This window comes from Caulobacter radicis (assembly GCF_003094615.1).
In the GTDB taxonomy this organism is placed as follows: Bacteria; Pseudomonadota; Alphaproteobacteria; order Caulobacterales; family Caulobacteraceae; genus Caulobacter; species Caulobacter radicis.
In genome coordinates this window covers 709,344-733,523 of record NZ_QDKO01000009.1, presented here as the reverse complement: position 1 = coordinate 733,523, position 24,180 = coordinate 709,344, and the positions used below count along the sequence as shown (strand labels likewise).

17 protein-coding genes are annotated in these 24,180 nt (G+C 69.6%); 10 read left to right on the top strand and 7 right to left on the bottom strand.

The window, feature by feature from the left end; translation table 11 throughout:
- Positions 1 to 211: 211 nt before the first annotated feature.
- Positions 212 to 2,152 (bottom strand): sialate O-acetylesterase, encoded by a 1,941-nt coding sequence (locus DDF62_RS05595; protein WP_244286712.1) that lies wholly within the window; start codon positions 2,150 to 2,152, stop codon positions 212 to 214.
- 196 nt (positions 2,153 to 2,348) lie between these two features.
- Positions 2,349 to 4,805 (bottom strand): glycoside hydrolase family 3 protein, encoded by a 2,457-nt coding sequence (locus DDF62_RS05590; RefSeq protein WP_116488164.1) that lies wholly within the window; start codon positions 4,803 to 4,805, stop codon positions 2,349 to 2,351.
- A 136-nt stretch (positions 4,806 to 4,941) separates the two neighbouring features.
- Between DDF62_RS05590 and DDF62_RS05585 the strand changes: the two genes are divergently transcribed.
- The 3 genes from DDF62_RS05585 (at position 4,942) to DDF62_RS05575 (ending at position 9,475) form a co-directional block, all read left to right on the top strand.
- On the top strand, positions 4,942 to 6,909 hold the full coding sequence (locus DDF62_RS05585) for a glycoside hydrolase family 97 protein (protein ID WP_116488163.1): 1,968 nt from the start codon (positions 4,942 to 4,944) through the stop codon (positions 6,907 to 6,909).
- 146 nt (positions 6,910 to 7,055) lie between these two features.
- Positions 7,056 to 8,669, top strand: coding sequence for an alpha-L-fucosidase (locus tag DDF62_RS05580; RefSeq protein WP_116488162.1), 1,614 nt, complete (start codon positions 7,056 to 7,058; stop codon positions 8,667 to 8,669).
- A 50-nt stretch (positions 8,670 to 8,719) separates the two neighbouring features.
- Entirely contained in the window at positions 8,720 to 9,475 is a 756-nt protein-coding gene (locus tag DDF62_RS05575) for an SDR family NAD(P)-dependent oxidoreductase (protein ID WP_116488161.1), read from the top strand.
- Between the two features lie 201 nt (positions 9,476 to 9,676).
- Here the strand turns inward: DDF62_RS05575 and DDF62_RS05570 are convergent, their stop codons facing one another.
- The 5 genes from DDF62_RS05570 to DDF62_RS05550 form a co-directional block, all read right to left on the bottom strand.
- Entirely contained in the window at positions 9,677 to 11,950 is a 2,274-nt protein-coding gene (locus tag DDF62_RS05570) for a TonB-dependent receptor (protein WP_116488238.1), read from the bottom strand.
- 188 nt (positions 11,951 to 12,138) lie between these two features.
- Positions 12,139 to 13,230, bottom strand: coding sequence for a DUF3667 domain-containing protein (locus tag DDF62_RS05565; RefSeq protein ID WP_244286711.1), 1,092 nt, complete (start codon positions 13,228 to 13,230; stop codon positions 12,139 to 12,141).
- A gap of 133 nt (positions 13,231 to 13,363) precedes the next feature.
- Positions 13,364 to 13,906: a UTRA domain-containing protein gene (locus DDF62_RS05560; protein ID WP_116488160.1), complete on the bottom strand. Its 543-nt coding sequence runs from the start codon at positions 13,904 to 13,906 to the stop codon at positions 13,364 to 13,366.
- Between the two features lie 90 nt (positions 13,907 to 13,996).
- On the bottom strand, positions 13,997 to 14,704 hold the full coding sequence (gene hutC / locus DDF62_RS05555) for a histidine utilization repressor (protein WP_116488159.1): 708 nt from the start codon (positions 14,702 to 14,704) through the stop codon (positions 13,997 to 13,999).
- Positions 14,701 to 16,050, bottom strand: a complete 1,350-nt coding sequence (locus DDF62_RS05550) for a formimidoylglutamate deiminase (protein WP_244286724.1) — start codon at positions 16,048 to 16,050, stop codon at positions 14,701 to 14,703. Before DDF62_RS05550 ends, hutC begins: the two co-directional genes overlap by 4 nt.
- 220 nt (positions 16,051 to 16,270) lie before the next feature.
- Here DDF62_RS05550 and hutI point away from each other — a divergent pair, with 220 nt between their 5' ends.
- The 7 genes from hutI to DDF62_RS05515 all read left to right on the top strand — a co-directional run bounded on the left by hutI (position 16,271) and on the right by DDF62_RS05515 (position 24,180).
- Complete coding sequence (gene hutI, locus DDF62_RS05545) at positions 16,271 to 17,479, top strand: imidazolonepropionase (protein ID WP_116488157.1); 1,209 nt, start codon at positions 16,271 to 16,273, stop codon at positions 17,477 to 17,479.
- Entirely contained in the window at positions 17,461 to 19,011 is a 1,551-nt protein-coding gene (hutH, locus tag DDF62_RS05540) for a histidine ammonia-lyase (protein ID WP_425267019.1), read from the top strand. The genes hutI and hutH overlap by 19 nt, the downstream gene beginning before the upstream one ends.
- A complete protein-coding gene (gene hutG, locus DDF62_RS05535; RefSeq protein ID WP_116488155.1) occupies positions 19,008 to 19,838 on the top strand; it encodes an N-formylglutamate deformylase in 831 nt (276 codons plus the stop codon). The genes hutH and hutG overlap by 4 nt, the downstream gene beginning before the upstream one ends.
- A gap of 157 nt (positions 19,839 to 19,995) precedes the next feature.
- Positions 19,996 to 21,660 (top strand): urocanate hydratase, encoded by a 1,665-nt coding sequence (gene hutU / locus DDF62_RS05530; RefSeq protein WP_116488154.1) that lies wholly within the window; start codon positions 19,996 to 19,998, stop codon positions 21,658 to 21,660.
- Positions 21,660 to 22,202: a HutD/Ves family protein gene (locus tag DDF62_RS05525; protein WP_116488153.1), complete on the top strand. Its 543-nt coding sequence runs from the start codon at positions 21,660 to 21,662 to the stop codon at positions 22,200 to 22,202. The genes hutU and DDF62_RS05525 overlap by 1 nt, the downstream gene beginning before the upstream one ends.
- Positions 22,203 to 22,240: 38 nt before the next feature.
- A complete protein-coding gene (locus DDF62_RS05520) occupies positions 22,241 to 22,741 on the top strand; it encodes a chemotaxis protein CheW (RefSeq protein WP_116488152.1) in 501 nt (166 codons plus the stop codon).
- Positions 22,738 to 24,180: a CheR family methyltransferase gene (locus tag DDF62_RS05515; protein WP_244286710.1), complete on the top strand. Its 1,443-nt coding sequence runs from the start codon at positions 22,738 to 22,740 to the stop codon at positions 24,178 to 24,180. The genes DDF62_RS05520 and DDF62_RS05515 overlap by 4 nt, the downstream gene beginning before the upstream one ends.

Sequence of the window (24,180 nt, the reverse complement as noted above, 5' to 3'; positions counted from 1 at the left end):
GGGTTGCTGGTTAATAAGCGGGGCTGGAGCCTAAAATCCCTCTCTCATCGAGAGAGGGAGGGGCCCACGCCGAAGGCGTGGGAGGGTGAGAGGTTATAATCTCTCAGGATGGGGCGCGGTCGTCGGCGATGGTGGCCAGGCGCACAGGATTGCCGGCCAAGGGTGAAACCTCTCACCCTCCCACCGCTTCGCGGCGGGCCCCTCCCTCTCTCTAAGAGAGAGGGATTTTGAGTTCGAACGGCGTCGCGGGCAGGCGGTTGGCGCCGAACAGGTTCAGCGCGGGGCTGTCGGCCCAGGCGAAGCGGACCTTCACGGCGGCGTAGCCGGCCGGGACGGCCAGGCGGACCTTGCTGCCCTCCACAGACGCATCGACGAAGCGGCACGACTCGGCGGCGTCGCACAGTTCGAAGCCGGCGGGCCGACCCGAGCCGTACACCACCGCCGGCTGATCCAGGGCGACTACGATGTCGGCGCCGTCGCGCACGGCGGAGACCGGCGCGGGCCCGGAGGCGTTCAGGACCTCGCCATAGGCCAGCTTGCGGGCCAGGCCGGAAAGGCGCAGGCCGACCTGAAGCTTGTCGGCCGGGTGGATGTCGTAGGGCGAACCGAGGTCGACGGCCGAGGCCAGGCCCGTCTTGGGATCGGCGGCGACGGTGCGGCGCTGGACGTCGCGCAATTCGGCCCAGCGCGAGACGGCCGGCTTGTCGACCTGCGGGCCGAAGGCGGCCAGCTGCACCATCAGGAACGGCGCGTCGGGGGCGTCGAAGGCTCGGCGCCAGTCGGCGATTAGGGCCGGCATCAGCCGGGCGTATTCCTTGGCCTCGGTGACGTTGGCCTCGCCCTGGTACCAGGCGAAGCCCTTGACGGCGTAGGGCGCCAGCGGGGCGATCATGCCGTTGTGCAGGGTCGACAGGCCCGAGGTTCCCAGCCACGGCGCGTGCGGCGGCAGGCCGGTGTCGGCCAGCTTCGTCGAGACCTTGTAGCGCCAGGTTCCGCCCAGCGGCACGAACGCGCCGTCGGCCAGCTTCAGGCCCTTGTCCTTGGCGGGCCCCCAGGCGCCGCCGCCGCCGCCAACGTCGATGGCGCGCACGGCGATCACGTTGCGGCCGGGCTTCAGGGTTCCGGCCGGCACGGCGTAGGCGCGCTTGAAGTCCCAGCCTTCCTGCGAACCGACCTGGCGGCCGTTGACGAAGCTGGTGTCGATGTCGTCGACCGGCCCCAGGACCAGGGTCGCGCCCTGCGCGGCCTGGGCCTTGGTCAGGACGATCTCGGCGCGTAGCCAGATCGTGCCGTCGAAGGTTTCCAGGCCCGGATTGGTCTCCCAGAACTGCTCGGCCGGCATGGTCGCCCAGGCGCGGTCGTCGAAGCCGGGCCTGGCCCAACCCGCCGCATGGGGCTCGACCCTGGCGGCCCAGCGGTCGAGCATCGCCCCCCAGCGGGCCATGCCCTTGGCGGGATCCCTGGCGTAGTCGGCCAGCACCGACAGGCCCTCGTCATAGCCGCCTAGCGCCTTCAGGCCCTGGCCGCTGATCCAGTCCTGGATGATCGACCCGCCCCAGGTGGCGTCGATCAAGCCGACCGGCGCTCCCGTGCTCTTGCGGATGTCGCGGCCCATGAAGAAGCAGGCGGCCGAGAAGTTGTTGGCGCTGTCGTAGGCCGAGACCTTCCAGGCGGCCTGGGCGGGCAGCGTGTCGGTGGGGTTGGGCAGGCTGGTGCGGCCGGTCTGCAGTAGGCGCACGTGCGGGTCGGTCGCCCCGGCCGCCTCGGCCTCGCCGTTGAGGGCGCGGCGCAGCGGATATTCCATGTTCGACTGGCCCGAGCACAGCCAGACGTCGCCCATCAGGAGGTCGGAGACGGTCTGGGTCGCCTCGCCGGCCTTGACGGTCAGGGTCAGGGGCTGGCCCGTCGCCGGACGGGCGTTCAGCAGGGCGACCCAGCGACCCTTGGCGTCGGCCGTGGCCAGGCCCTGCTCGCCCGACAGGTCGAGGGCGACGACGGCGCCCGGCGCGGCCACGCCCCAGACCCGGATCGGCTGGTCGCGCTGGAGCACGGCGTGATCGGTGAACACCGAGGCCAGCAGCGGGGCTGCGGCGGCGGGCGACACGAAGACCAGGGCGGCGGCCCCAGCGAGCAGGTGACGGGTCAGGCGCACGCTAGGTCTCCGGTTAGATCACAAAAATCGTCATCCCGGGCGAAGGCGCGTAGCGCCGTAGACCCGGGACCCAGGGGACTGGGCTCGACGGATGGACAAGCCATCCGGCGGCTGCCGACGCTGTGCGCCGGCCCCTGGGTCCCGGATAAGCCCTTCGGGCTTTCCGGGATGACGTCGTCTATTTCCGCAAAGTCGATCAGTCCGCCTTGGCCGGGCAGGTCGTGCCGGTCGGGTCGGTGGTCAGCTTCACGCCGCTGATCGAGACCGTCAGGGTCCCGGCCGTGGCCAGCGAGAACGGCGCCTCGACCTTGGTGACGTCCGTGCCGGCGGCCTGGAAGCACTTCAGCGGCACCTTCAGGCTGGTCCACTCGCCGACCTTGGCGCCCGACAGCACCGGGGTGACGTCGAGCTTGCCAGCGCCGATGGAAAGCGTCGTCTTGGCCGACGGGGCGGCGTCGACGCGCCAGTTCACCTGCAGGGCGATCTCGGCATTGGTCTGGAAGGTCAGGTCGAAGGCCTTGTCGGCGGCGATCTCGGCGGCGGCGGGAACGCCGCCGGCAAAGGTCAGCTGGCGGCCGGCCTCCTGCACATTGCCGGCGTCGACCGGCTTGATGTGCACCGAGGTCGTCGGCAGCAGGCGGAACTCGAACGGCGCGGGGGTCTTGCCGCCGACGAAGTAGTTGCTGTCGTTGGCCGCGATGGCGGTGACGCCCGAGACTTCAGACAGCTTGGGCAAGGTCCGGCCGGCCTTGTAGGTCAGGCCGTAGCCATAGGCGAACAGGGGCGAATAGCCCTTGTCGCCCTTGTTCAGCGAGAACTGCGCGGCGGTCTTGGGCCAACTGAACGACAGCTTGCCGCCAAAGTCGCGGCGCGGCTTGCCGGCGGCGTCGCCGACCAGCACGTCGGCGACCCCGCCGCCTTCCGAGCCCGGCAGCCAGGCGGCGACGAAGGCGTCCGAGGCGTTGATCTCGGGGTTCACCCACAGCGGGCGGCCCGACAGGAAGACGGCGACCACCGGCACGCCGGCGGCCTTCAGCTTCTTGAGCAGGGCCAGGTCGGTCTTGTCGCCCTGCTGGTACTCGAGCGACTTCAGGTCGCCCACGCCCTCGGCGTAGGGCTGCTCGCCGAACACCACGACGGCGACGTCAGGCTTGTCGGAGAAGCTGCCGTCGACGCTGAGCGTGGCGCTGCCGCCCGAGGCCTCGACCGCTTCCTTGAAGCCAGAATAGATCGACTGGGCGTTGGGGAAGTCGCTGTTCTTGTTGTCGGTCCCTTGCCACGACAGGGTCCAGCCGCCCGACTGCTGGCCGATGTCGTCGGCGCCGGAACCGGCGACCAGCACCTTCGCCGACGCCTTGATCGGCAGGACGCCGCCGTTGTTCTTCAGGAGCACCAGCGACTTGGCCACCGCCTCGCGGGCGATGACGCGGTGGTCGGCATTGCCGAGCACGCCTTCGCGGCCCTCCCACGGCCGGTCGGCGCGGAAGAGGCCCAGCTTGGCCTTCACGCGCAGGATGCGGCGCACGGCGTCGTCGATGCGCGCCATCGGCACCTCGCCCGACCTGGCCTGGGCCAGCAGGTTGTCATAGAGGCCCTTCCAGCTGTCGGGGGCCATGTACATGTCCAGGCCCGCATTGGCGGCCTGGGCGCAGTTGGTCGGCGTGCAGCCCTCGACCTGGCCGTGGCCGTTCCAGTCGCCGACGATGAAGCCGTCAAAGCCCATGCGGCCCTTCAGCACGTCGGTCAGCAGCGACTTGTTGCCGTGCATCTTCTGGCCGTTCCAGCTGTTGAACGAGGCCATGATGGTCATGGTCCCGGCGTTGATGGCCGGGACGTAGCCCTGGGCGTGCAGGCGGATCAGCTCGGCTTCCGAAACCTGGGTGTCGCCCTGGTCCTTGCCGTTGGTGGTGCCGCCGTCGCCCAGGAAGTGCTTGGCGCTGGCCGCCACGTGGCCCTTCTGCAGGGCCTGGCCCTCGCTGACGGCGCCCTGCAGGCCCAGGATCATCTCGCGGGCGTACTGGCGGACGATCGCAGGATCCTCCGAATAGCCCTCGTAGGTGCGGCCCCAGCGGTCGTCGCGCGGCACTGCCAGGGTCGGACCGAAGGCCCAGTCGAAGCCTGACACCGCTGTCTCCTGGCCCGTGGCGGCGCCGATCTTGCGGATCAGTTCAGGATCCCGGGCCGCGCCCAGGGCGATGTTGTGCGGGAAGAGCGTGGCGCCGACGAGGTTGTTGTTGCCGTGCACGGCGTCGATGCCGAACATCAGCGGAATGTTGGTCCCGCCACGCTGGGCGGCGGCGTCGCGGAACGCCTTGACGGTGTCGACCCAGGGGCCGACCGGCGAGCGATCGGGCGCGCCCAGGGGCGGCGAGCTGCCGCCGGCCAGGATCGAGCCCAGCGGATAGGTCTTGAGGTCCTCGGCCTTGATCGAGGCGGTGTCGGCCTGGATCATCTGGCCGATCTTCTCTTCCAGCGTCATCTTGGCCAGCAGGCCGTCGACGAAGGCTTCGGTGGCCGGATCGACCAGTCCCTGGCTCTTGGCCGCGGGCCACAGGGCCGGATGGGCGGTGCTCTTGGGACCGTCGGCGGCGAAGGCCGGGGCCGACAGAAGGGTGGTCGCCATCAGCGCGATGGTCAGGGTCCTGGTGTTCATGCTCCCCCGCTCTTCCTTGCTTTGGGCGGTCTGGAAGCCGCCTGGATGTTACCGGTATCGAAAGCTCGACGCCGATGCATACACGGTCTAATTAATACGACAAACACTGAGACAACGAATTTTAGGGAGACGTTGCATGGGGGTCGTTCGGAGCGCCTTGCTGGCTGGGGCCGCATTGACAGCGCTGTATGGCGCAGAAGCCTCCGCTGAAACCCGCACTCTCTCCTCTCCCGACGGCGCGATCTCGATCCAAGTCTCCGACGAGTCGGGACAGGCGCGCTACGCCGTCGCCTACCGGGGCAAGACCCTGATCGCGCCCTCGGGCCTGGGGCTGGAGCTCTCCAAGGGCGGCCGCTTCTCCTACGGCGTGAAGATCGTCGGCGCGCAGACCAGCAGCGGCGAGGACGTCTACGACCTGCCGGCCGCCAAGGTCAGCCACGTCTCTCAGAAGCGCAACGAACTGGCCGTCGACTTCCAGGAAGAGAGCGGCCGCCGCTTGCGGGTAGTCTTCCGCGCCTACGATCAGGGCGTGGCCTTCCGCTATGTGCTGCCCCAGCAGGAGGCGACGGCGGCCACCAACGTCAATGACGAGGTGACCGGGTTCTCGTTCCCCCGGGACTACGGCTGCTGGGGCCTGAACCTCGGCAAGTTCGGCACCAGCCACGAGGGCGAGTTCGACGCCGTGCAGGCTTCGAAGTTCCGCGAGCATAACCTCTATGACGCCCCGCTGGTCTGCCAGGGCGACAACGCCGCCTTCGCGCTGGCCGAGGCCGACCTGAAGGACTGGGCCGGCATGTACCTGACCGGTCGGGGCGACGGACGCCTGGGCCTGTCGGTCAAGCTGTCGCCGCGTCTGGACGGCTCGGGCACTGCGGTGAAGACCCGCTTGGGCGCCGACGTGGTCTCGCCGTGGCGGGTGATCATGATCTCGCCCGAGGCCGGCCAGCTGATTGAAAACACCCTGCTGACCACGCTGAGCGCGCCGTCGATCGTGGCCGACGCCAGCTGGATCAAGCCGGGCAAGGCCGCCTGGGACTGGTGGAACGGCCCGGCGCTGAAGGCCGTGCCCGACGCGGGCATGAACCCGCAGACGATCAAGGCCTATATCGACTTCGCCGCCGCCAACGGCCTGGAATACATGCTGATCGACGAGGGCTGGAACGTCGGGGCCGGCGGCGCCTCGGTGGTGCGGCCGGGCGTCGACGTCACCCGTCCCAAGCCCGAACTCGACCTGCCCGGCCTGATCGCCTACGGCGCCGACAGGAAGGTCGGCGTCTGGCTGTGGCTGAACTGGAAGGCGCTGGACGCCCAGATGGACGAGGCCCTGCCCCTCTACGAACAGTGGGGGATCAAGGGGATCAAGGTCGACTTCATGGACCGTGACGATCAAGCGATGGTCGACTTCTACCACCGCCTGCTGAAGAAGGCCGCCCAGCACCACCTGATGGTCGACCTGCACGGCGCCTATCACCCGACGGGCCTGATCCGGACCTATCCGCACTACCTGACGCAGGAAGGCGTTCTGGGGGCGGAATACAACAAGTGGAGCGCGCGGATCACCGCGACCCACAACGTCAACCTCGCCTATACCCGCATGCTGCTGGGACCGATGGACTACACCCCCGGCGGCTTTCGCAACGTGGAGCCCGCCAAGTTCGAGCCGCGCGACAAGCTGCCCTTCGTGCAGACCACGCGCGGCCAGGCGCTGGCGATGTTCGTCGTCTACGACAGCCCCTTCGCCATCGTCGCCGACAGCCCCGACACCTATGCCGAAAGCCCGCAGGGCCTGGACTTCGCCGCTGCCGTGCCGACCACCTGGGACGAGGTGCGCTTCGTGACCGGCGAGATCGGCCAGTCGATCGTCATCGCCCGCCGCAAGGGCGCCGAATGGTGGGTTGGCGCGCTGAACAACGAGACCGCCCGGACGGTGAAGGTTCCGCTCGATTTCCTGGGCAAGGGCGCGTGGAAGGCCGACGTTCGCCAGGACGGCGCGACCCCGACCGGTATCGAGGTTTCGCATCCCTCCGTTTCCGCCACTTCGACCCTGACCCTGAAACTCGCCGCCAGCGGCGGCGCGGCCGCGCGCCTGACGCCGGTCCGCTAGCGCTTCCCTTGGACCGAAGACCCCGCCCTTCGACAAGCTCAGGGTGAGGTCTTCTTACTGACCCGCCTTTGCAATAGCCCTCATCCTGAGCTTGTCGAAGGACGAGGGCGACACCACCGACCGATCCGAGAGATACGAGACCGACCATGCCCTTCACCCGCCGCGCGCTTCTGGGCGCGACCGCCGGCCTCGCCGCCTCGCCTGCTCTGGCGGGATCCCGTGGACCGTTCAAGGCGTCCTGGGAGTCGCTGGCCGCCGGCTACCGGACGCCCGACTGGTTCCGGGACGCCAAGCTCGGCATCTGGTCGCACTGGGGCCCGCAATGCGTGCCCGAGTACGGCGACTGGTACGGCCGGCAGATGTACCAGCAGGGCAACCCCTTCTACGAACACCACGTGAAAACCTACGGGCATCCGACGCAGTTCGGGTTCATGGAGTTCATCCCGCGCTGGAAGGCCGACGCCTGGGATCCCGAAGGCCTGATGAAGTCCTATGTCGCCGCCGGGGCGAAGTTCTTCATGTCGATGGCCAACCACCACGACAATCTCGACCTGTTCGACAGCCGCCATCACGCCTGGAACTCGACGCGCGTGGGGCCCAGGCGCGACATCGTCGGGACGTGGGAGAAGGTCGCGCGCCGCCACGGCCTGAAGTTCGCCGTCTCCAACCACGCCGCCCACGCCTGGCACTGGTGGCAGACCGCCTACGGCTACGACGCCGAAGGCCCGCTGAAGGGCCAGCGCTACGACGCCTTCCGCCTGAGGAAGGCCGACGGCAAGGGCAAGTGGTGGGAAGGCCTGGATCCGCAGGACCTCTATACCGGCCCCAACATGGTGATCCCCGACGGGATCAATTCGATCGCGCAGGCCAACGCCTGGCACGACAAGCACGACGGCGAGTGGCTGGAGACCCCGCCGCCGAACAATCCCGCCTTCGTGCGCAACTGGCTGTTGCGCCAGAACGACCTCGTCGACCGCTACAAGCCCGACATGGTCTATTTCGACAACTACGCCCTGCCGCTGGGCCAGGCGGGGCTGGAGGCGACGGCGCACTTCTACAACAACGCCATGCGCCAGTTCGGCAGGACCGACGTTGTGGTGACCGGCAAGAAGCTGACGCCCTTCCAGCGCAAGGCGATCGTGGAAGACGTCGAGCGCGGCTTCTCCGACCGGCTGCGCGACGAGCCCTGGCAGACCGATACCTGCATCGGCAACTGGCACTACGACCGCGGCCTCTATGAGCGCGACGGCTACAAGACCGCCAGGGACGTGATCCAGCGCCTGACCGACATGGTCAGCAAGAACGGCACGCTGATGCTGTCGATCCCCCAGCGCGGCGACGGCTCGATCGACGACAAGGAAGCCAGGGTGCTGGCCGACATGGCCGGCTGGATCGCCGTCAACGGCGAGGCGATCTATTCGACCCGTCCGTGGAAGATCTACGGCGAGGGTCCCACCCGCCTGGTCGAGGGGATGCAGAACGAGGGCGACGCCAAGCCGTTCGAGGCCCGCGACATCCGCTTCACCACCAAGGCCGGCGCGCTCTATGCCCTGCCGCTGGTCGAGCCGGGCCGCGAGATGGTGATCGAGAGCCTGGCGTTGGGCGCGCCGCATGCGAGCGGCGAGGTGCGGCGCGTCAGCTTGCTTGGCGGCGATCCCCTGCCCTTCACCCGCGACGACAAGGGCTTGAAGATCACCTTGCCCGAACGGCGGCCGGCCTTTACCCCGGTGGTGAAGATCGAAGGTCCGGGGCTGGCCTAAGCCTTTCAAACGCCCGTATGCTCCCTTTCGAAACCGAGGGAGCATACGCCATGACCGATCTTTCCGGCCGCACCGTCCTGATCACCGGCGCCTCGTCGGGCATCGGCGCGAACCTGGCGCTGGCCGCCGCCAAGGCCGGCGCGCGGGTGGCGGTGGCGGCGCGGCGGGCCGACCGGCTGGCGACCCTGGTCGGCGAGATCGAGGCGATCGGCGGAACGGCCCTGGCGGTGTCGATGGACGTCGAGGACGAGGCCTCGGTGATCGCCGCCTATGACGCGGTGGAGGCCGCCTGGGGCGCGCCGAACTCGGTGATCGCCAACGCCGGGATCAATGTCCGCGCCTCGGCGCTGGATATCGCCATCGAGGACTTCGACAAGATCCTGGGGGTCAACACCCGGGGCGTGTTCCTGACCGCCCGCGAGGGGGCGCGGCGGATGATCAAGGCCGGGGTCGAGGCGCGCGGCCGGGTCGTGCTGGTGGCCTCGATCGGCGCCCACAAGGTGCTGCCGGGCATCACCGCCTACTGCGCGTCCAAGGCCGCCACGGCCCACATGGGCAAGAGCCTGGCCCGCGAGTGGGCCAGCAAGGGCATCAACGTCAATGTTCTCTGCCCCGGCTACATCCGCACCGAACTCAACGACGCCTGGTTCGACAGCGAGGGCGGGCAGAAGCTGGTGGCCGGCTTCCCGAGAAAGCGGCTGATGGACACCAGCGACCTGGAGGCCACGGCGCTGTACCTGGCCTCGGACGCCTCGCGGGCGGTGACGGGATCGGTGTTCACGGTGGATGACGGGCAGTCGCTGTAGGGCCGCCCCAACCATCCGTAAAATCCCCGCGAAAGCGGGGACCCAGGTGTTTTATCGTCGAGCGCCACGCTTTTCAGAAAAAGCCTGGGTCCCCGCTTTCGCGGGGATTTTACGGGGAAAGAGAACACTCCCCTCCCAGAAACGAAAAACGCCCCCCGAGCCGAAGCTCGGAGGGCGCTCTTCTAGTCCATCAGCTCGGGATCAGCGCAGCTTGGCGCTGAGCGAGATCCCGACGATGCGCGGCTCGTTGTAGACGGCCGCCATGTAGTTCTCGATCACGCCCTTGAGGTTCTTCTCGTTGGTGATGTTGCGGCCGAACAGGGCGACCTCGTAGGCGCCGTTTCCGCCTTCGTAGCCGAGCTTGAGCCCGCCTTCGAAGTTGCCCTTCGAGTAGAACTCGGCCGTGTCGTACAGCACGAAGTTCGTATAGCCCTGCTTGTTCCAGTCGGTGGCGGCGAACAGCTTGCCGTCGGCGCCCACCGGCAGCTCGTAGCGCGCCGTGAAGCTGAGGTTGTACTCGGGCGCGTTGGGCAGCGGCTGGCCGTCGATCTGGGTGAAGTAGTTCGTGCCGAAGGCCCCCGGGATCGCGATCGTCGGCGTCTTGACCGTGCAGACCACCACGCTGTTGAGCGCGCAGACCTGGGCGTAGACCCGCTTGTCGTTGATCTCGCTGTGCAGCAGGCTCAGGCCCGCCGTCAGGGTCAGGTTGGCGATCGGGCGCCACTCGGCGTCGGCTTCCATGCCGTAGGCCTTGGCTTCATCGGCATTGAACAGCACGCCGTTGCCATTGGCGTCGTTGCCGTTCAGCTGGATGTCGCTGACCTTGTAGGTGAAGGCCGAGGCGTTCAGGCGCAGGCTGTTGTCGAGCAGCACGCTCTTGAAGCCGGCTTCCCACGACAGGATCGTCTCGGAGTCGGCGGTGGTGAAGTCGGAGTTGAACACCGCCGAACGGCCCTGGATGGTCGGAGCGCGGAAGCCCTTGGCCACGCGCGCATAGACGCTGAGGTCGGGGTTCACTTCGTAGAGGGCGCTCAGGTCCCAGCTGGGCTGCTCGTCCGACAGGCGCACGAAGCGACGGCCGGCATAGGTGTCGGCGCCGGCGGCGGTCAGCGAGGTCTTGGCCAGGCGGGTCTTCTTGGCGTCGTAGGTGTCACGCGCGCCGGCCGTGATGGTCAGGGCGTCGGTCACCTTGTAGCTGACCTGGCCGAACAGGGCCCACGAGGTGTTGAGGTTGTTCAGGCGCACCCAGTTGTTTGGGTTGCGGGCGGCCACGCCGGTGTTGAGGAAGTAGCCGCGCTGGTAGAAGTCGGTGGTGTCGCGCGAGTCGAAATACAGCGCGCCGACCTGCCACTTCAGGCGGTCCTCGCCGTTGCTGGCCAGGCGGATTTCCTGGGTCAGCTGGTCGAGATCGCGGATCTGGCCCATCGACTGGCCAAAGCCGTTGGCCACGCCGCCGACCGGGAAGTTGGCGCCGGCGCCGCCGTCGGTGTCGCCGCGGCTGTAGCCGCTGGTGGTCTCGTAGGCGCTGATCGAGGTCAGGGTCATGCCGCCGAAGTCATAGGCGACGTTCAGCGAGGCGCCCTTGGTGTCATAGGCCTGCGGATTGTCGTGCGCCTCGTCGTAGGCGACGCTGTCGCGCGGGGCGGTGGCGACGTTCGAGCCCTTCTTGATGGCGTTGCGCAGGAAGAGGGTCGAAGTCCCCTCGTAGTTGCGCACGTGGGCCGAGGCCAGGACCGTCAGCTGCTCGGTCGGCTTGGCCAGGATCTGCAGGCGCGCGTCCTTCTCGTCGAAGCCGCCCATGGCGTTCTTGCGCGGAGTGACGGTGCCGTCGAGGCTCGTACCGGCGAAGGTGTTGTCCACCCAGTCGTCGCGATGCTGGTACAGGGCCGAGACGCGGAACATCAGCTTGTCGCCGGCGATCGGGCCGCCGATGCCGCCGTCGAAGGTGGTCGTGCCGTAGGTGCCGTACGAGGCGCTGGCGCGGCCCTGGAAGGTTTCCGACGGGCGGATGGTGTCGAACTTGACGATGCCGGCGGTGGTGTTGCGGCCGAACAGCGAGCCCTGCGGGCCGCGCAGCACTTCAACCTGCTGGACGTCGAACACCGGGTTCGACTTCAGCACCACGTGCTCGAGGACGACGTCGTCCTGGATGATCGACACCGGCTGAGAGGCGCCGAGGTAGAAGTCGATATTGCCCAGGCCCCGGATGTAGAAGCGCGGGAAGATGCGGCCCGTGGTGGTCTCGGCGTAGAAGCTCGGCACCTTGCCCGACAGCGAGATGATGTCGTCGCCGCCGCCCTGGATGGCGCGCAGCTGGTCGCCCGCGACCACGCCGACCGACACCGGCGTGTCCTGCAGGTTCACCGAGCGGCGCTCGGCGGTGACGATGATCTCTTCGAGGCTGGTGGAGTCAGCGGCTTCCTGGGCGTTGGCGGCGGCGCCGAACGCGAGCGCGCCGAGCGCGCTGGTCAGCATCAGCGCCGACCGGCCGAAGGTGGTCTTGGACAAGAAGTAATCCCCTTTTTACGTATAAGCGGCTGCGGCTATTGATTATTTCCGCAACACGCCGTTCGGATATCAGGAGCTTGCAAAGCTGTCATGACACCCCTCGCGGACGGCCGGGGATAAAGTCCGTCCGCGAACAATAAATCGGCAGACCGCCGTCAGATCTGCGACAGCCCCAGCCACAGCAGGCCCGCCAGCAGGAACACGAAGGCCAGCTGGGCGGAGAACCAGACGATGGTAGTCTTGAGCAGGGCGCCGAAGACGTTGGAGCCGTAGACGCCGCGCAACGTCATGAACAGGTTCACCGGCGCCCACAGCAGCGCCACGACCACGCCGATGTCGCGCGCCGGGGCCGGCAGGATCATCACCGCCGCCCACAGCAGGAAGATGAACGACAGATAGTTCATCGACACGATCAGGTGGTCGTACATGTAGAACTTGCGGCGATAGAAGTAGCAGGCGCCCAGGCTGAGGGCGAGGATCGGCAGCAGGAACACCGCCAGCCGGTGGCCCCAGCCGAACACCACCGCGACGAAATAGCCGGGCGTGGCCACGACCTTGTTGAGCTGGGTGTTGAACCACTCCAGCTTGGCCCGCTCGGTCGGCTCGACCTCGCCCACGTCGATGAAGGTGCGTTTGCCGTTCGCGTCGACCCCGTCGGAGAGCAGGCCGCCCTCCTTCATCGACTGCTGGATGTCGTTGGTCACCTCACCGGGGATGGCCCTGACACTGCCGTTGATGCTGGGTGGGACGGGTTTGCCGTGCTCGTCGGTCTTGGCCGGACCGTGCGGGGCGGCCTTGGCGTCGCCGTGCTGCCCCTGCGCCGCGTGGTCGCCCTTATGCTGGGCGTCGTGCATGGCCTTGTGGATCACGACCTCGGCCGACAGGATGAACAGCAGCAGCGAGACCAGGAACAGGCGGAACGGCGGCACGTGCCGGGCGCGCTTGCCGTCGAGATACTCGCGGCTCAGCGTGCCGGGGCGGGCGAACAGCCACGGCAGGGTGCGCCACAGCCGGCCGTCGAAGTGGAACATTCCCTCGATGGCTTCCCAGGTGACGTGCAGGATCGACTTGTGGTGATCAGAGGCTTCCTGGCCGCAGGCGTGGCAAAAGTGCCCGACCAGCTCGGTCTCGCAGTTGTCGCACTTGGTCCCCGGCGGCGGCGCGGGATGGCTCGAGCGCCCATCCGACTTGAACCGCGCCAACCATCCGCCCAGCGCGCCGCCGCTGATCGCCTCGAGTTCCTTCACGCCACGTCCCCACGCACGCCCCAAGCGCGATTCAGCCCGCGCTCGCGTGCTGATGTACGACAGCTTGGGCGTGCATGCACGAGGGGAACGGTCGCGACCGGCGATCCGGTCGCCGTCGCCCTACCAACGGGCGTCAGTCGAGGTAGTCCCAGTAGGCCTTGCCTTCCAGGGTGCGCAGTTTCAGGCCCACGGCGCATTGCTCGACGTTGAAGAAGATCTGGTGCTCGTCGTCGGCCGCCTCGTGCCGGTAGACCAGCGCGGGAACGCCGGCGCTGGCCTCCAGAAACCCGGCCTCCTCGGCCTGGCAAGGCAGCGCCCGCGTATCGGAAAAGGCCAGCTTGGCGTGATCGGCGGCGATGCCTGGCATGGCGTTCCAGGCGCGCAGCGGGTCAGCGAAGGCCCGCTCGGACGACCCCAGCGCCGCGAAGACCAGGCTGTCCTGGATGACGCGCTTCTCGACCAGCACCGGCTTGCCGTCCAGCAGATGCAGGGCCCGCAGGTGCAGCACCCTTCGTTCGACGGTGTTGGTCCTGTCGACCGTGAAATCGAACATGCGGTGGATGACGTCGAGTAGCCTCACCTCGCACTTCGGCGGGTCCGGCGAGCCGTCCCAAAGATCCAGGCCCGGCAGGCGCATCTCGGCGGCCAGCAGCAGTTTCAGGGTCGGATCGGTCACGGTGATAGTCCCCCTCAGCGGCCGCTTGCCCAGCGGCTCACCCGAAGGTGTAGCGCGGCAACCGTTAACGCCAGGAGCGAGGCGACAGAGTCAGCGCGCCGGGCCGAAGCGGGCCACCAGGTCGTAGGCCTCGCCGGGGAACAGCTGGCGCACGCGGGTGACGGGCTCGCCGGCCCGCCAGGTGCGGCGCTCGACGGCCAGCAGGGCCGCGCCGGGATCCAAGGCCAGCAGCTCGGCGACAGAGGCTTCCGCGCCCACGGCGCTGATCCGGCTTTCCGCTTCCGTCCACGGCACGTGGTGCAAGAGCCAGGCGCCGGGCGGCTCGGCGGCGAAATCGGCGCCAGCGGCCTCTGGCACGGCGGCCAGGCTGATCAGCCGGTCCTCCAGGGCGAAGGGCCGGCCGCCGGCGATGTGCAGGCCGCGCAGCACGATCAGCTCGCCCTCCCCGGCCAGCTCGACCTCGTCGCCGTCGTCGGGATCGGCGGGACGGCGCTCGGCGGCCAGCAGCCGGAAGGCGTAGGTCTCGCCCCGCGCGGTGATCTCGGCCTGGATGTCGGGTATGTCGAGGACTGTGGAATGCACCTTGGGCCGAGCCACGAACGAGCCCGCCCGACGACGGCGCACGATCAGCCCGGCCTCGGCCAGGGCCGACATCGCCTTGTTCACGGTCATCCGCGAGCAGCCGTACTGGGCCATCAGCTCGCTCTCGGAGGGCGCACGGTGGCCCGGGGCCCAGGCCCCCGAACGGATCAGCCCCTCGATCTCGTCGCGGATGCGCTGGTGCAGCGGGACGGTCACGACAGCAGGCTCTTGAGCACCCGGCGATAGCGCTCGGCGATCGCCTCGCGATGCCGGTGGCGACCGCCGGAGACGACGGGCCGGCCCGCGCGCCAGACGCTGTCGATGGCCCCGTGACGGCCGGCGAAAACGAGGCTGTCGACCAGGGCGTCGCCGCCGCGCCCGACGATGGCCGGATGCTCGCGATCCAGGGTGACGAAGTCGGCCGGCGCGCCGCGGCGCAGGCCCGGACGGCCGGCGCCCAGGGCCTGGCTGCCGCCGGCCACGGCCGCGCGCCATAGCTCGCCGCCGGTCGAGCGCCTGGGGCCGCCGGCCAGCACGTTGCGGGCCCGGCGCGTCAGGCGCTGGGAATATTCCAGCACCCGCAGCTCCTCGGCCGCGTCGATCAGCACGTTGCTGTCCGAGCCGATGCCGAAGGCGCCGCCGGCGGCCTGGTAGTCGTGGGCCGGAAAGACCCCGTCGCCGAGATTGGCCTCGGTGATGGGGCAGAGACCCGCCACCGCGCCGCTCTTGGCGAGGCGCTCGGTCTCCATGGCGTTCATGTGGGTGGCGTGGACCAGGCACCACTGCTTGCCGACGTCGGCGTGGTTCATCAGCCAGCGCACCGGACGCTGGCCCGTGGCGGCCAGGCAGTCGTCGACCTCTTTCGTCTGCTCGGCGATGTGGATGTGAATGGGACCGCCGGCCGCCAGGGGCGTGATGGCGGTGAGCTCTTCGGCGGTGACGGCGCGCAGGCTGTGCGGCGCGACGCCGACCACCGCGTCGGGCAGGTCGGCGACGGCGGCGCGGCTGGCCTCCAGCAGGCGGGCATAGCCGTCGACGTTGGTGACGAAGCGCTTCTGGCCTTCGCCCGGCGCGACGCCGCCGAAGCCGGCGTGGGCATAGAACACCGGCAGCAGGGTCAGGCCGATGCCCGTCTCCTGCGCGGCGGCGGCGATGCGTGCGCCCATCTCGGCCGGGTTGTCGAAAGCGCCGCCGTCGGTGTCGCGGTGCAGGTAGTGGAACTCGCCGACGCGGGTGAAGCCGCTTTCCAGCATCTCGACCTGGCCCATGGCGGCGATGGCCTGCAGGGCGTCGGGGTCCAGGCGCTCGACGAAGCGATACATCAGCTCGCGCCAGGTCCAGAAGCTGTCGCTTCCCTCGCCGCGCGCTTCGGTCAGGCCGGCCATGGCACGCTGGAAGGCGTGGCTGTGCAGGTTGGGCATGCCCGGCAGGGCCGCGCCCAGGCGGGGCTCGCTACCGGCGACGACGTCGGTGTCGATGCGGGCGATGCGGCCCTCGGACAGGGTCAGGCGCACGCCCTTGGCCCAGCCGTCGGCCAGCAGCGCGCTTTCGCACCAGACCACGACGTCCCTGTGGGTATCGGGAGCGACCTGCGGAGCGGGTTCGCTCGAAGTCTCGATGACCGCCTCTTCGGCCAGCTCGGGGGACGCCTCTTCCGGGCCTTCAAGATTCTCGGCGTCGCTCACTGGACAATCCTCGTCGCTCGCGAATATGTCTATACATATTGAACCGCGCCGCAAGGGTCGCGGAGCACGACTCAAGACGTCACGGGAGGCGCTGGCGATGCGGTGCGATCGGGTTTGGATCAAGGCCCGGCTTGCGACCCTCGCCGAAGGCGCGCCCGGCCTCGGCGTCGTCGAGGACGGCGTGATCGCCGCCAAGGACGGCCGGATCGTCCATGCCGGCCCCATGTCCGACGCCCCCGTTTTCGACGCCATCGAGGTCGTCGACTGCGACGGCCGCTGGATCACGCCTGGCCTGATCGACCCGCACACCCACCTGATCTTCGGCGGCGACCGCGCCCACGAGTTCGAGCTGCGGCTGGCCGGCGCCAGCTACGAGGAGATCGCCCGGGCCGGCGGCGGCATCGTCTCGACCATGAAGGCCACTCGCGAGGCGACCGAAGACCAGCTGGTCGCCGCCGCCCTGCCCCGCCTGGACGCCCTGATCGCCGAGGGCCTGACGACGATCGAGGTCAAGTCCGGCTATGGCCTCTCCCTCGAACATGAACTCAAGAGCCTGCGCGCCGCCCGCGCCCTGGCCAAGGCCCGGCCGGTGTCGGTGAAGACCACCTTCCTCGGCGCCCACGCCCTGCCGCCGGAGTTCAAAGGGAACGCCGAAGGCTATGTCGACCTCGTCTGCCGCGAGATGATCCCCGCCGTCGTCGTCGAAAGCCTGGCCGACGCGGTGGACGGCTTCTGCGAGGGCATCGGCTTTTCGCCGGCCCAGATCCGCCGGGTGTTCGAGACGGCCCGCGCCCACGGCCTGCCGGTGAAGCTGCACGCCGAGCAGTTGTCGAACCTGCACGGCGCGGCGCTGGCCGCCGAGTTCGGGGCGCTGTCGGCCGACCATCTCGAACATCTCGACGAGGCCGGGATCGCGGCCATGGCCAAGGCGGGCACGACGGCGGTGCTGCTGCCCGGCGCCTACTACTTCGTGCGCGAGACCAGGCTGCCGCCGATCGAGGCCCTGCGCGCGGCCGGCGTACCGCTGGCCCTGGCGACCGACTGCAACCCTGGCACCTCGCCGCTGACCAGCCTGCTGCTGACCATGAACATGGCCGCCACCCTCTTCCGCCTGACGGTGGACGAGTGCCTGGCCGGCGTCACGCGCGAGGCCGCGCGGGCCCTGGGCGTACTGGCCGATCGCGGGACGCTGGAGGCCGGCAAGGCCTGCGACCTCGCCATCTGGGACGTCGAGCGTCCCGCCGAACTTGTCTACCGCATGGGCTTCAACCCGCTCCATGCGCGCGTCTGGAGCGCCGTTTCGTGAACACCGAAGTCCTGCATCCCGGCGAGGTCAGCCTCGCCCAGTGGAAGTCCGTCTATCGCGGCGCGGCCGCGCGCCTGGCCGACGGCGCCTGGCCGGTGATCGAGGCCAGCGCGGCGGCGGTGACCCGCATCCTGGCCAAGGGCGAGCCGGTCTACGGCATCAATACGGGCTTTGGAAAACTGGCCAGCGTTCGCATCGGCGACGAGGACCTGGCCACGCTCCAACGCAATATCGTGCTGTCCCACGCCGCCGGCACGGGCGAGCCGTCGCCGGTTCCGGTGATCCGCCTGATGATGGCGCTGAAGCTGGCCAGCCTGGCGCAAGGCGCCTCGGGCGTGCGGGTCGAGACCGTGAAGCTTCTCGAGGCGATGCTGGAGCTGGGCCTGACGCCGGTGGTGCCGAGCCAGGGCTCGGTCGGGGCCTCGGGCGACCTGGCGCCGCTGTCGCACATGGCCGCGACCATGATCGGCGTCGGCGAGATCGACGTCGGCGGCGTGCGCAAGCCCGCTCTGGAAGCCCTGGCCCGCGCGGGCCTGGCCCCCGTCGAGCTCGGCCCCAAGGAGGGCCTGGCCCTGCTGAACGGCACCCAGTTCTCGACCGCCAACGCCCTGGCCGGGCTGTTCGAGGCCGAGGTGCTGTTCCAGTCGGCCCTGGTCACCGGAGCGCTATCGACCGAGGCCGCCAAGGGTTCGGACACGCCGTTCGACCCGCGCATCCACGTCCTGCGTCGCCACGCCGGCCAGATCGAGACCGCCGCCGCCCTGCGCTCGCTCATGGCCGCCTCCGGCATCCGCGCCTCGCACCTCAAGGAAGACGAGCGGGTGCAGGACCCCTACTGCCTGCGCTGCCAGCCGCAGGTGATGGGCGCGGCCCTGGACGTGCTGCGCCAGGCCGCCACGACCTTGGCCACCGAGGCCAACGGCGTGTCGGACAACCCGCTGATCTTTCCGGAAGCCGACGAGGCCCTGTCGGGCGGCAACTTCCACGCCGAGCCCGTGGCCTTCGCCGCCGACATGATCGCCCTGGCCGTCTGCGAGATCGGCTCGATCGCCGAGCGCCGCATCGCCATGCTGGTCGACCCGGCGCTGTCGGGCCTGCCGGCCTTCCTGACGCCCAAGCCCGGCCTCAACTCAGGCTTCATGATCCCGCAGGTCACGGCCGCGGCCCTGGTCTCGGAGAACAAGCAGAAGGCCTATCCGGCCAGCGTCGACTCCATCCCCACCTCGGCCAACCAGGAAGACCACGTGTCGATGGCCGCCCACGGGGCGCGGCGCCTGCTGTCGATGGTGGAGAACGCAACCGCGGTGATCGGCATTGAACTTCTGGCCGCCGCGCAGGGCTGCGACTTCCACGCGCCGCTCACCTCCAGCGCCGTTCTCGAGGCGGTGCGGAGCACGGTGCGGAGCAAGGTGCCGCACCTGTCCGACGACCGTCACTTCCATCCCGACATGGAAGCGGCCAACATCCTGGTGCGGACCGGCGCGATCATCGACGCGGCGGCCGGCGTTCCCTTGCCCGGAGCGACCACATGAGCAGCGACTGGCTGGAAGTCTGGCGGGGCGACGCGCCCCTGATCGTCAGCATCCCCCACTCGGGATCCTTCATCCCCGAGGACATCGAAAAGCGCCTCGCCTCGCCCTGGCTGGCCCGCAAGGACGCCGACTGGTGGATCGAGCGGCTCTACAACTTCGCCGACGACCTGGGCGCGACGACGGTGCGGACGGCCGTGTCGCGCACGGTCATCGACGTCAATCGCGACCCGTCGGGCGCCTCGCTCTATCCGGGGATGGCGACCACCGCGCTCTGCCCCACCGACACCTTCGACGGCGAGCGGCTCTACGCCGAGGGCTTCGAGCCGGACGAGGCCGAGATCGCCGCCCGCCGCGAGCGCTGGTTCATCCCCTATCACGCGGCGCTCCGGGCCGAGATCGACCGGCTGCTGGCGCTGCATGGCAAGGTCGTCCTGTACGACGCCCACTCGATCCGCTCCCGCGCCCCACGGCTGTTTCCGGGCGAACTGCCGGTGTTCAACATCGGCACGAACTCGGGCCAGAGCTGCGACCAGGCCCTGGCCGCCGCCGTCGAGGCCGCCTGCGAAAGCTCTGGCCTGCCGATGGTGACCAACGGCCGCTTCAAGGGCGGCTGGATCACGCGCCACTACGGCAAGCCCGAGCGCGGCATCCACGCCGTGCAGATGGAGCTGGCCTGCCGCGGCTACATCGACGATCCCTCGCCCCGCATCACCCCGCAGTCCTGGCCCTCGCCCTACCGCCCGCAGAAGGCCGCCCCGATGCGCAGCGTGCTGGGCGACGTGCTGAAGGCCTGCGTCGAGTTCGCTTCATCAGCTCCTCCCCCGTGAAACGGGGGAGGTGGCGCGGCGCGAATACGCGCCGTGACGGAGGGGGCGAGTTCAAGCTCGGCGCCCAGTCACGCCCCCTCCACCGCTTCGCGGCCCCCCTCCCCCGCGTCGCGGGGGAGGAGTTCCTTCCCCATTCCCCGCCAGAGACCCGTCATCCATGACCCGCCTCGACAACACCCGCGTCATCCGCCCCGCCACCGGACCTGAGCTCACCGCCAAGTCCTGGCTGACCGAAGCGCCGCTCAGGATGCTGATGAACAACCTGCATCCCGACGTCGCCGAGCGGCCCGAGGAACTGGTGGTCTATGGCGGCATCGGCCGAGCCGCCCGCGACTGGGAGAGCTACGACAAGATCGTCGAGACCCTGCGCCGGCTGGAGGACGACCAGACCCTGCTGGTGCAGTCGGGCAAGCCGGTCGGCGTGTTCCGCACCCACGCCGACGCGCCCCGCGTGCTGATCGCCAACTCCAACCTGGTGCCGCGCTGGGCGACCTGGGAGCACTTCAACGAGCTGGATAGGAAGGGCCTGGCCATGTACGGCCAGATGACCGCCGGCTCGTGGATCTATATCGGCGCCCAGGGCATCGTGCAGGGCACCTACGAGACCTTCGTCGAGATGGGCCGCCAGCACTATGCCGGCGATCTCTCCGGAAAGTGGCTGCTGACGGCGGGCCTGGGGGGCATGGGCGGCGCCCAGCCCCTGGCCTCGGTGTTCGCCGGGGCCTCGTGCCTGGCCATCGAATGCCAGCCCTCGCGGATCGAGATGCGCCTGCGCACTGGCTATCTCGACAGGTCGACCGACAGCCTCGACGAGGCCCTGGCCTGGATCGAGGAGTCCTGCGCGGCCAAGACCCCGATCTCGGTGGGTCTGCTGGGCAACGCCGCCGAGCTGCTGCCGGAGATGTTCAAGCGCGGGATCCGCCCCGACCTGCTGACCGACCAGACCAGCGCCCACGACCCGATCAACGGCTACCTGCCGGCGGGCTGGAGCCTGGACCAATGGGCGGAGGCAAAGGAACGCGACCCGACCTCGGTCAACAAGGCCGCCCGCGCCTCGATGGCCGCGCACGTGCGGGCCATGCTCGACTTCCAGGCCGCCGGCGTGCCGACCGTCGACTACGGCAACAACATCCGCCAGATGGCGCTGGAGCAAGGCGTGAAGAACGCCTTCGACTTCCCCGGCTTCGTGCCGGCCTATATCCGCCCGCTGTTTTGCCGGGGCATCGGGCCGTTCCGCTGGGCCGCGCTATCGGGTGATCCAGAGGACATCGCCAGGACCGACGCCAAGGTCAAGGAACTGATCCCCGACAATCCCCACCTGCACAACTGGCTCGACATGGCCGGGGCGCGGATCAAGTTCCAGGGCCTGCCCGCCCGCATCTGCTGGGTGGGCCTGGGCGACCGCCATCGGCTGGGCCTGGCCTTCAACGAGATGGTCGCCAAGGGCGAGCTGAAAGCGCCCGTCGTCATCGGCCGCGATCACCTGGACTCAGGCTCGGTCGCCTCGCCCAATCGCGAGACCGAAGCGATGATGGACGGTTCGGACGCGGTGTCGGACTGGCCGCTGCTGAACGCCCTGCTGAACACCGCCTCGGGCGCCACCTGGGTGTCGCTGCACCACGGCGGCGGGGTGGGCATGGGGTTCTCGCAGCATTCGGGCATGGTCATCGTCTGCGACGGCACCGACGCGGCCGCCAAGCGGATCGAGCGCGTGCTGTGGAACGACCCGGCCACCGGCGTCATGCGCCACGCCGATGCGGGCTACGAGATCGCGCGAGACTGCGCGCGCGAGCACGGGCTGGACCTGCCAGGCATTCTCTAGTGCGCCTCCTCCCCGCCGCCAGCCGCATCGCATCTCCCTGGAAGAACGGCGGCGGGACGACCTGGGAGATCGCCGCCCAGCCGCCGGGCGCGGACCTGTCCGCCTTCGACTGGCGGCTGAGCATCGCGCAGGTGGCGACGGCCGGTCCGTTCTCCGTCTTTCCCGGCGTCGACCGGGTGCTGACGGTGATCGCCGGCGCCGGCCTGCGGCTGACGGTCGAAGGGCTTGGCGAGGTTGTGCTCGACGAGGCCTCGCCGCCCCTGCCCTTTCCTGGCGACGCCCCAGCCTCCGCGACGCTGGACGGCGGTCCGATCCGCGACCTCAACCTGATGGTCCGGCGCGGCACCTGGCGAGGTTCGGTTCGGCGCATCGACGGCGCGGCGACGATCACCGCCGAAGCGCGGGTCAGCGTGCTGGTGGCGCTCGCACCCGCAAGGGCCGGCGATCAGGTCCTGGCCGCCGAGGACGCGCTAATCCTCGATCCCGATGCAACCTTGACCGTAGACGGGCGTTTGCTGCTGATCGGCATCGATCCGGCCTGACTTCGCGTCGCCGTCCCGATCCGGTTGCGGAGCCCGGAATGACCAGCAGCCTCTATGTGACCTTCCGCGCCGGCGCGCTGGAAGCGGCCCTGCCGCAGGCGGCGGTCGCCGAGATCCTGCCCGTGCCGGAACTGGCGGCCGCGCCGGGCGCGCCGCGCGTGCTGGCCGGCTTCGTCAATCTGGGCGGCGAGGCCGTTGCGGCCCTGGCGCTGGACTGCCTGCTCGACGCCGAGGGCGGCGAGCCTGCGCCCGCCCTCTATCGCCACCTGATCCGACTGCGCCCGCTGGCCGGCGCGCCCGCCGTGACGCTGCTGGTCGACCGTGTCACCGACGCCGCCGCGCACGCGCCCGACACGCAAGCGGTCGAGGAGGCCGACAGCCTGGGCGGCTGCATCGCCGAAACCGCCCTGATCGACGGTCGGCTGACGCCCGTGCTTTCGCCCGAGCACCTGCTCCTGGCCGAGGAGAAGGCGCGGCTGGACGAGTTCGCCCGCCGGGCCCAGGAACGCCTGGCCGCCTGGGAAAGCGAGCCGGCGTGAAACCCCTCCGGGCCGCCCTGCGGCCCCTGATCCCGCGCCCATTGGCCCTGGCCGCCGACGAGCCGTTCCAGCGCCTCAAGCGCGCGGTGATCGCCCGCACCGGCCACCACTACTACGCCGACAAGGACGAGGTGCTGTGGGATCGCGTGCAGCGGCGCCTGCTGGCCACTCGCGACCGCGACGTCGGCGCCTATCTCAAGCGGCTGGCCGGCGACGACGGCGAACAGGAATGGGCGGCGCTCGAGACCGAGATCACCATCGGCGAGACCTTCTTCTTCCGCTACGCCGAGCAGTTCACGGCCCTGCGCTCGACGATCCTGCCCGACATCCTCGAGCGCAGGGCCCAGGACAAGCGGATCCGCATCTGGAGCGCCGGCTGCGCCACCGGGGCCGAGCCCTATTCGATCGCCATACTGCTGTCGCAGATGCTGGGCGAGGCGCTTGCCGACTGGCGGATCTCGATCCTGGGCGGCGACATCAACGCCGCCTTCCTGGAGACCGCGCGCAAGGGCCAGTTCGGCCGCTGGGCGCTGCGGGCGGTCAGCGACGCCGACCGCGACCAGTGGTTCACCGAGACCGCCCGCAACACCTGGACGCTGAAGAGCGCCTATCGCGGCCTGGTGCGGTTCGAGCGCCAGAACCTGCTCGACCTTCTGGGCCCGGCCCCGCCGCTGGAGCTGACCGAGTTCGACCTGATCCTGTGCCGCAACGTGCTGATCTACTTCCACCACGAGGTGGTCGAGCAACTGGTCGGCGCCCTGGGCGGCCGGCTGGCGCCCGACGGCTGGCTGCTGCTGGGCCATGCCGAGCCGAACCCCGCCTTCGGCAAGTTGCTGGACGTCACCCAGCTGCCGGGCACCGTCGCCTATCGTCCGCCGGATCCCGAGCGGCCGGCCCAGTCGGGCCCCAGCTTCGAGGCTTTCGCCGCGCCGGAGCCCGAACCCCAGCATCTGGCCGAAGCGCCCTCGCCGCTCTGGCGGCCCGCGCCGATCCCGACGCCGGTTCCCACATCCGCGCCCCTTGGCGCGCCGCCGGCCGCCGACCTGGTGGAGACGGTGCGACGCCTTGCCGACGCCGGCGACTACGCCGCCGCTGAAGCCGCCTGCCGGCAGGCCCTGGCGGTCGCGCCCGAGGATCCAGCCCTGCACCTGCACGACGGCCTGGTGCTGCGGGCGCTGGGGCGCCCGGCCGCCGCCGAGGCCGCCTTCAAGCGGGCGCTCTATCTCGATCGCGGCTTCGCCCTGGCGCACTATCACCTGGGCCTGCTGCTGCTCGATCGTGGACGAACCAAGGCCGCCGCCCGTTCGCTGAAGACCGCCGCCCAGATCGCCGGAACCGTTCCGCCGGAAACGCGTTTGCCCCACGGCGCAGGTCTGGACGCCGGCCAGCTGCGCAAGAGCGTCCGTCTGCTGCTGCAGTCGCTCGTGGGGGTTCAGTAA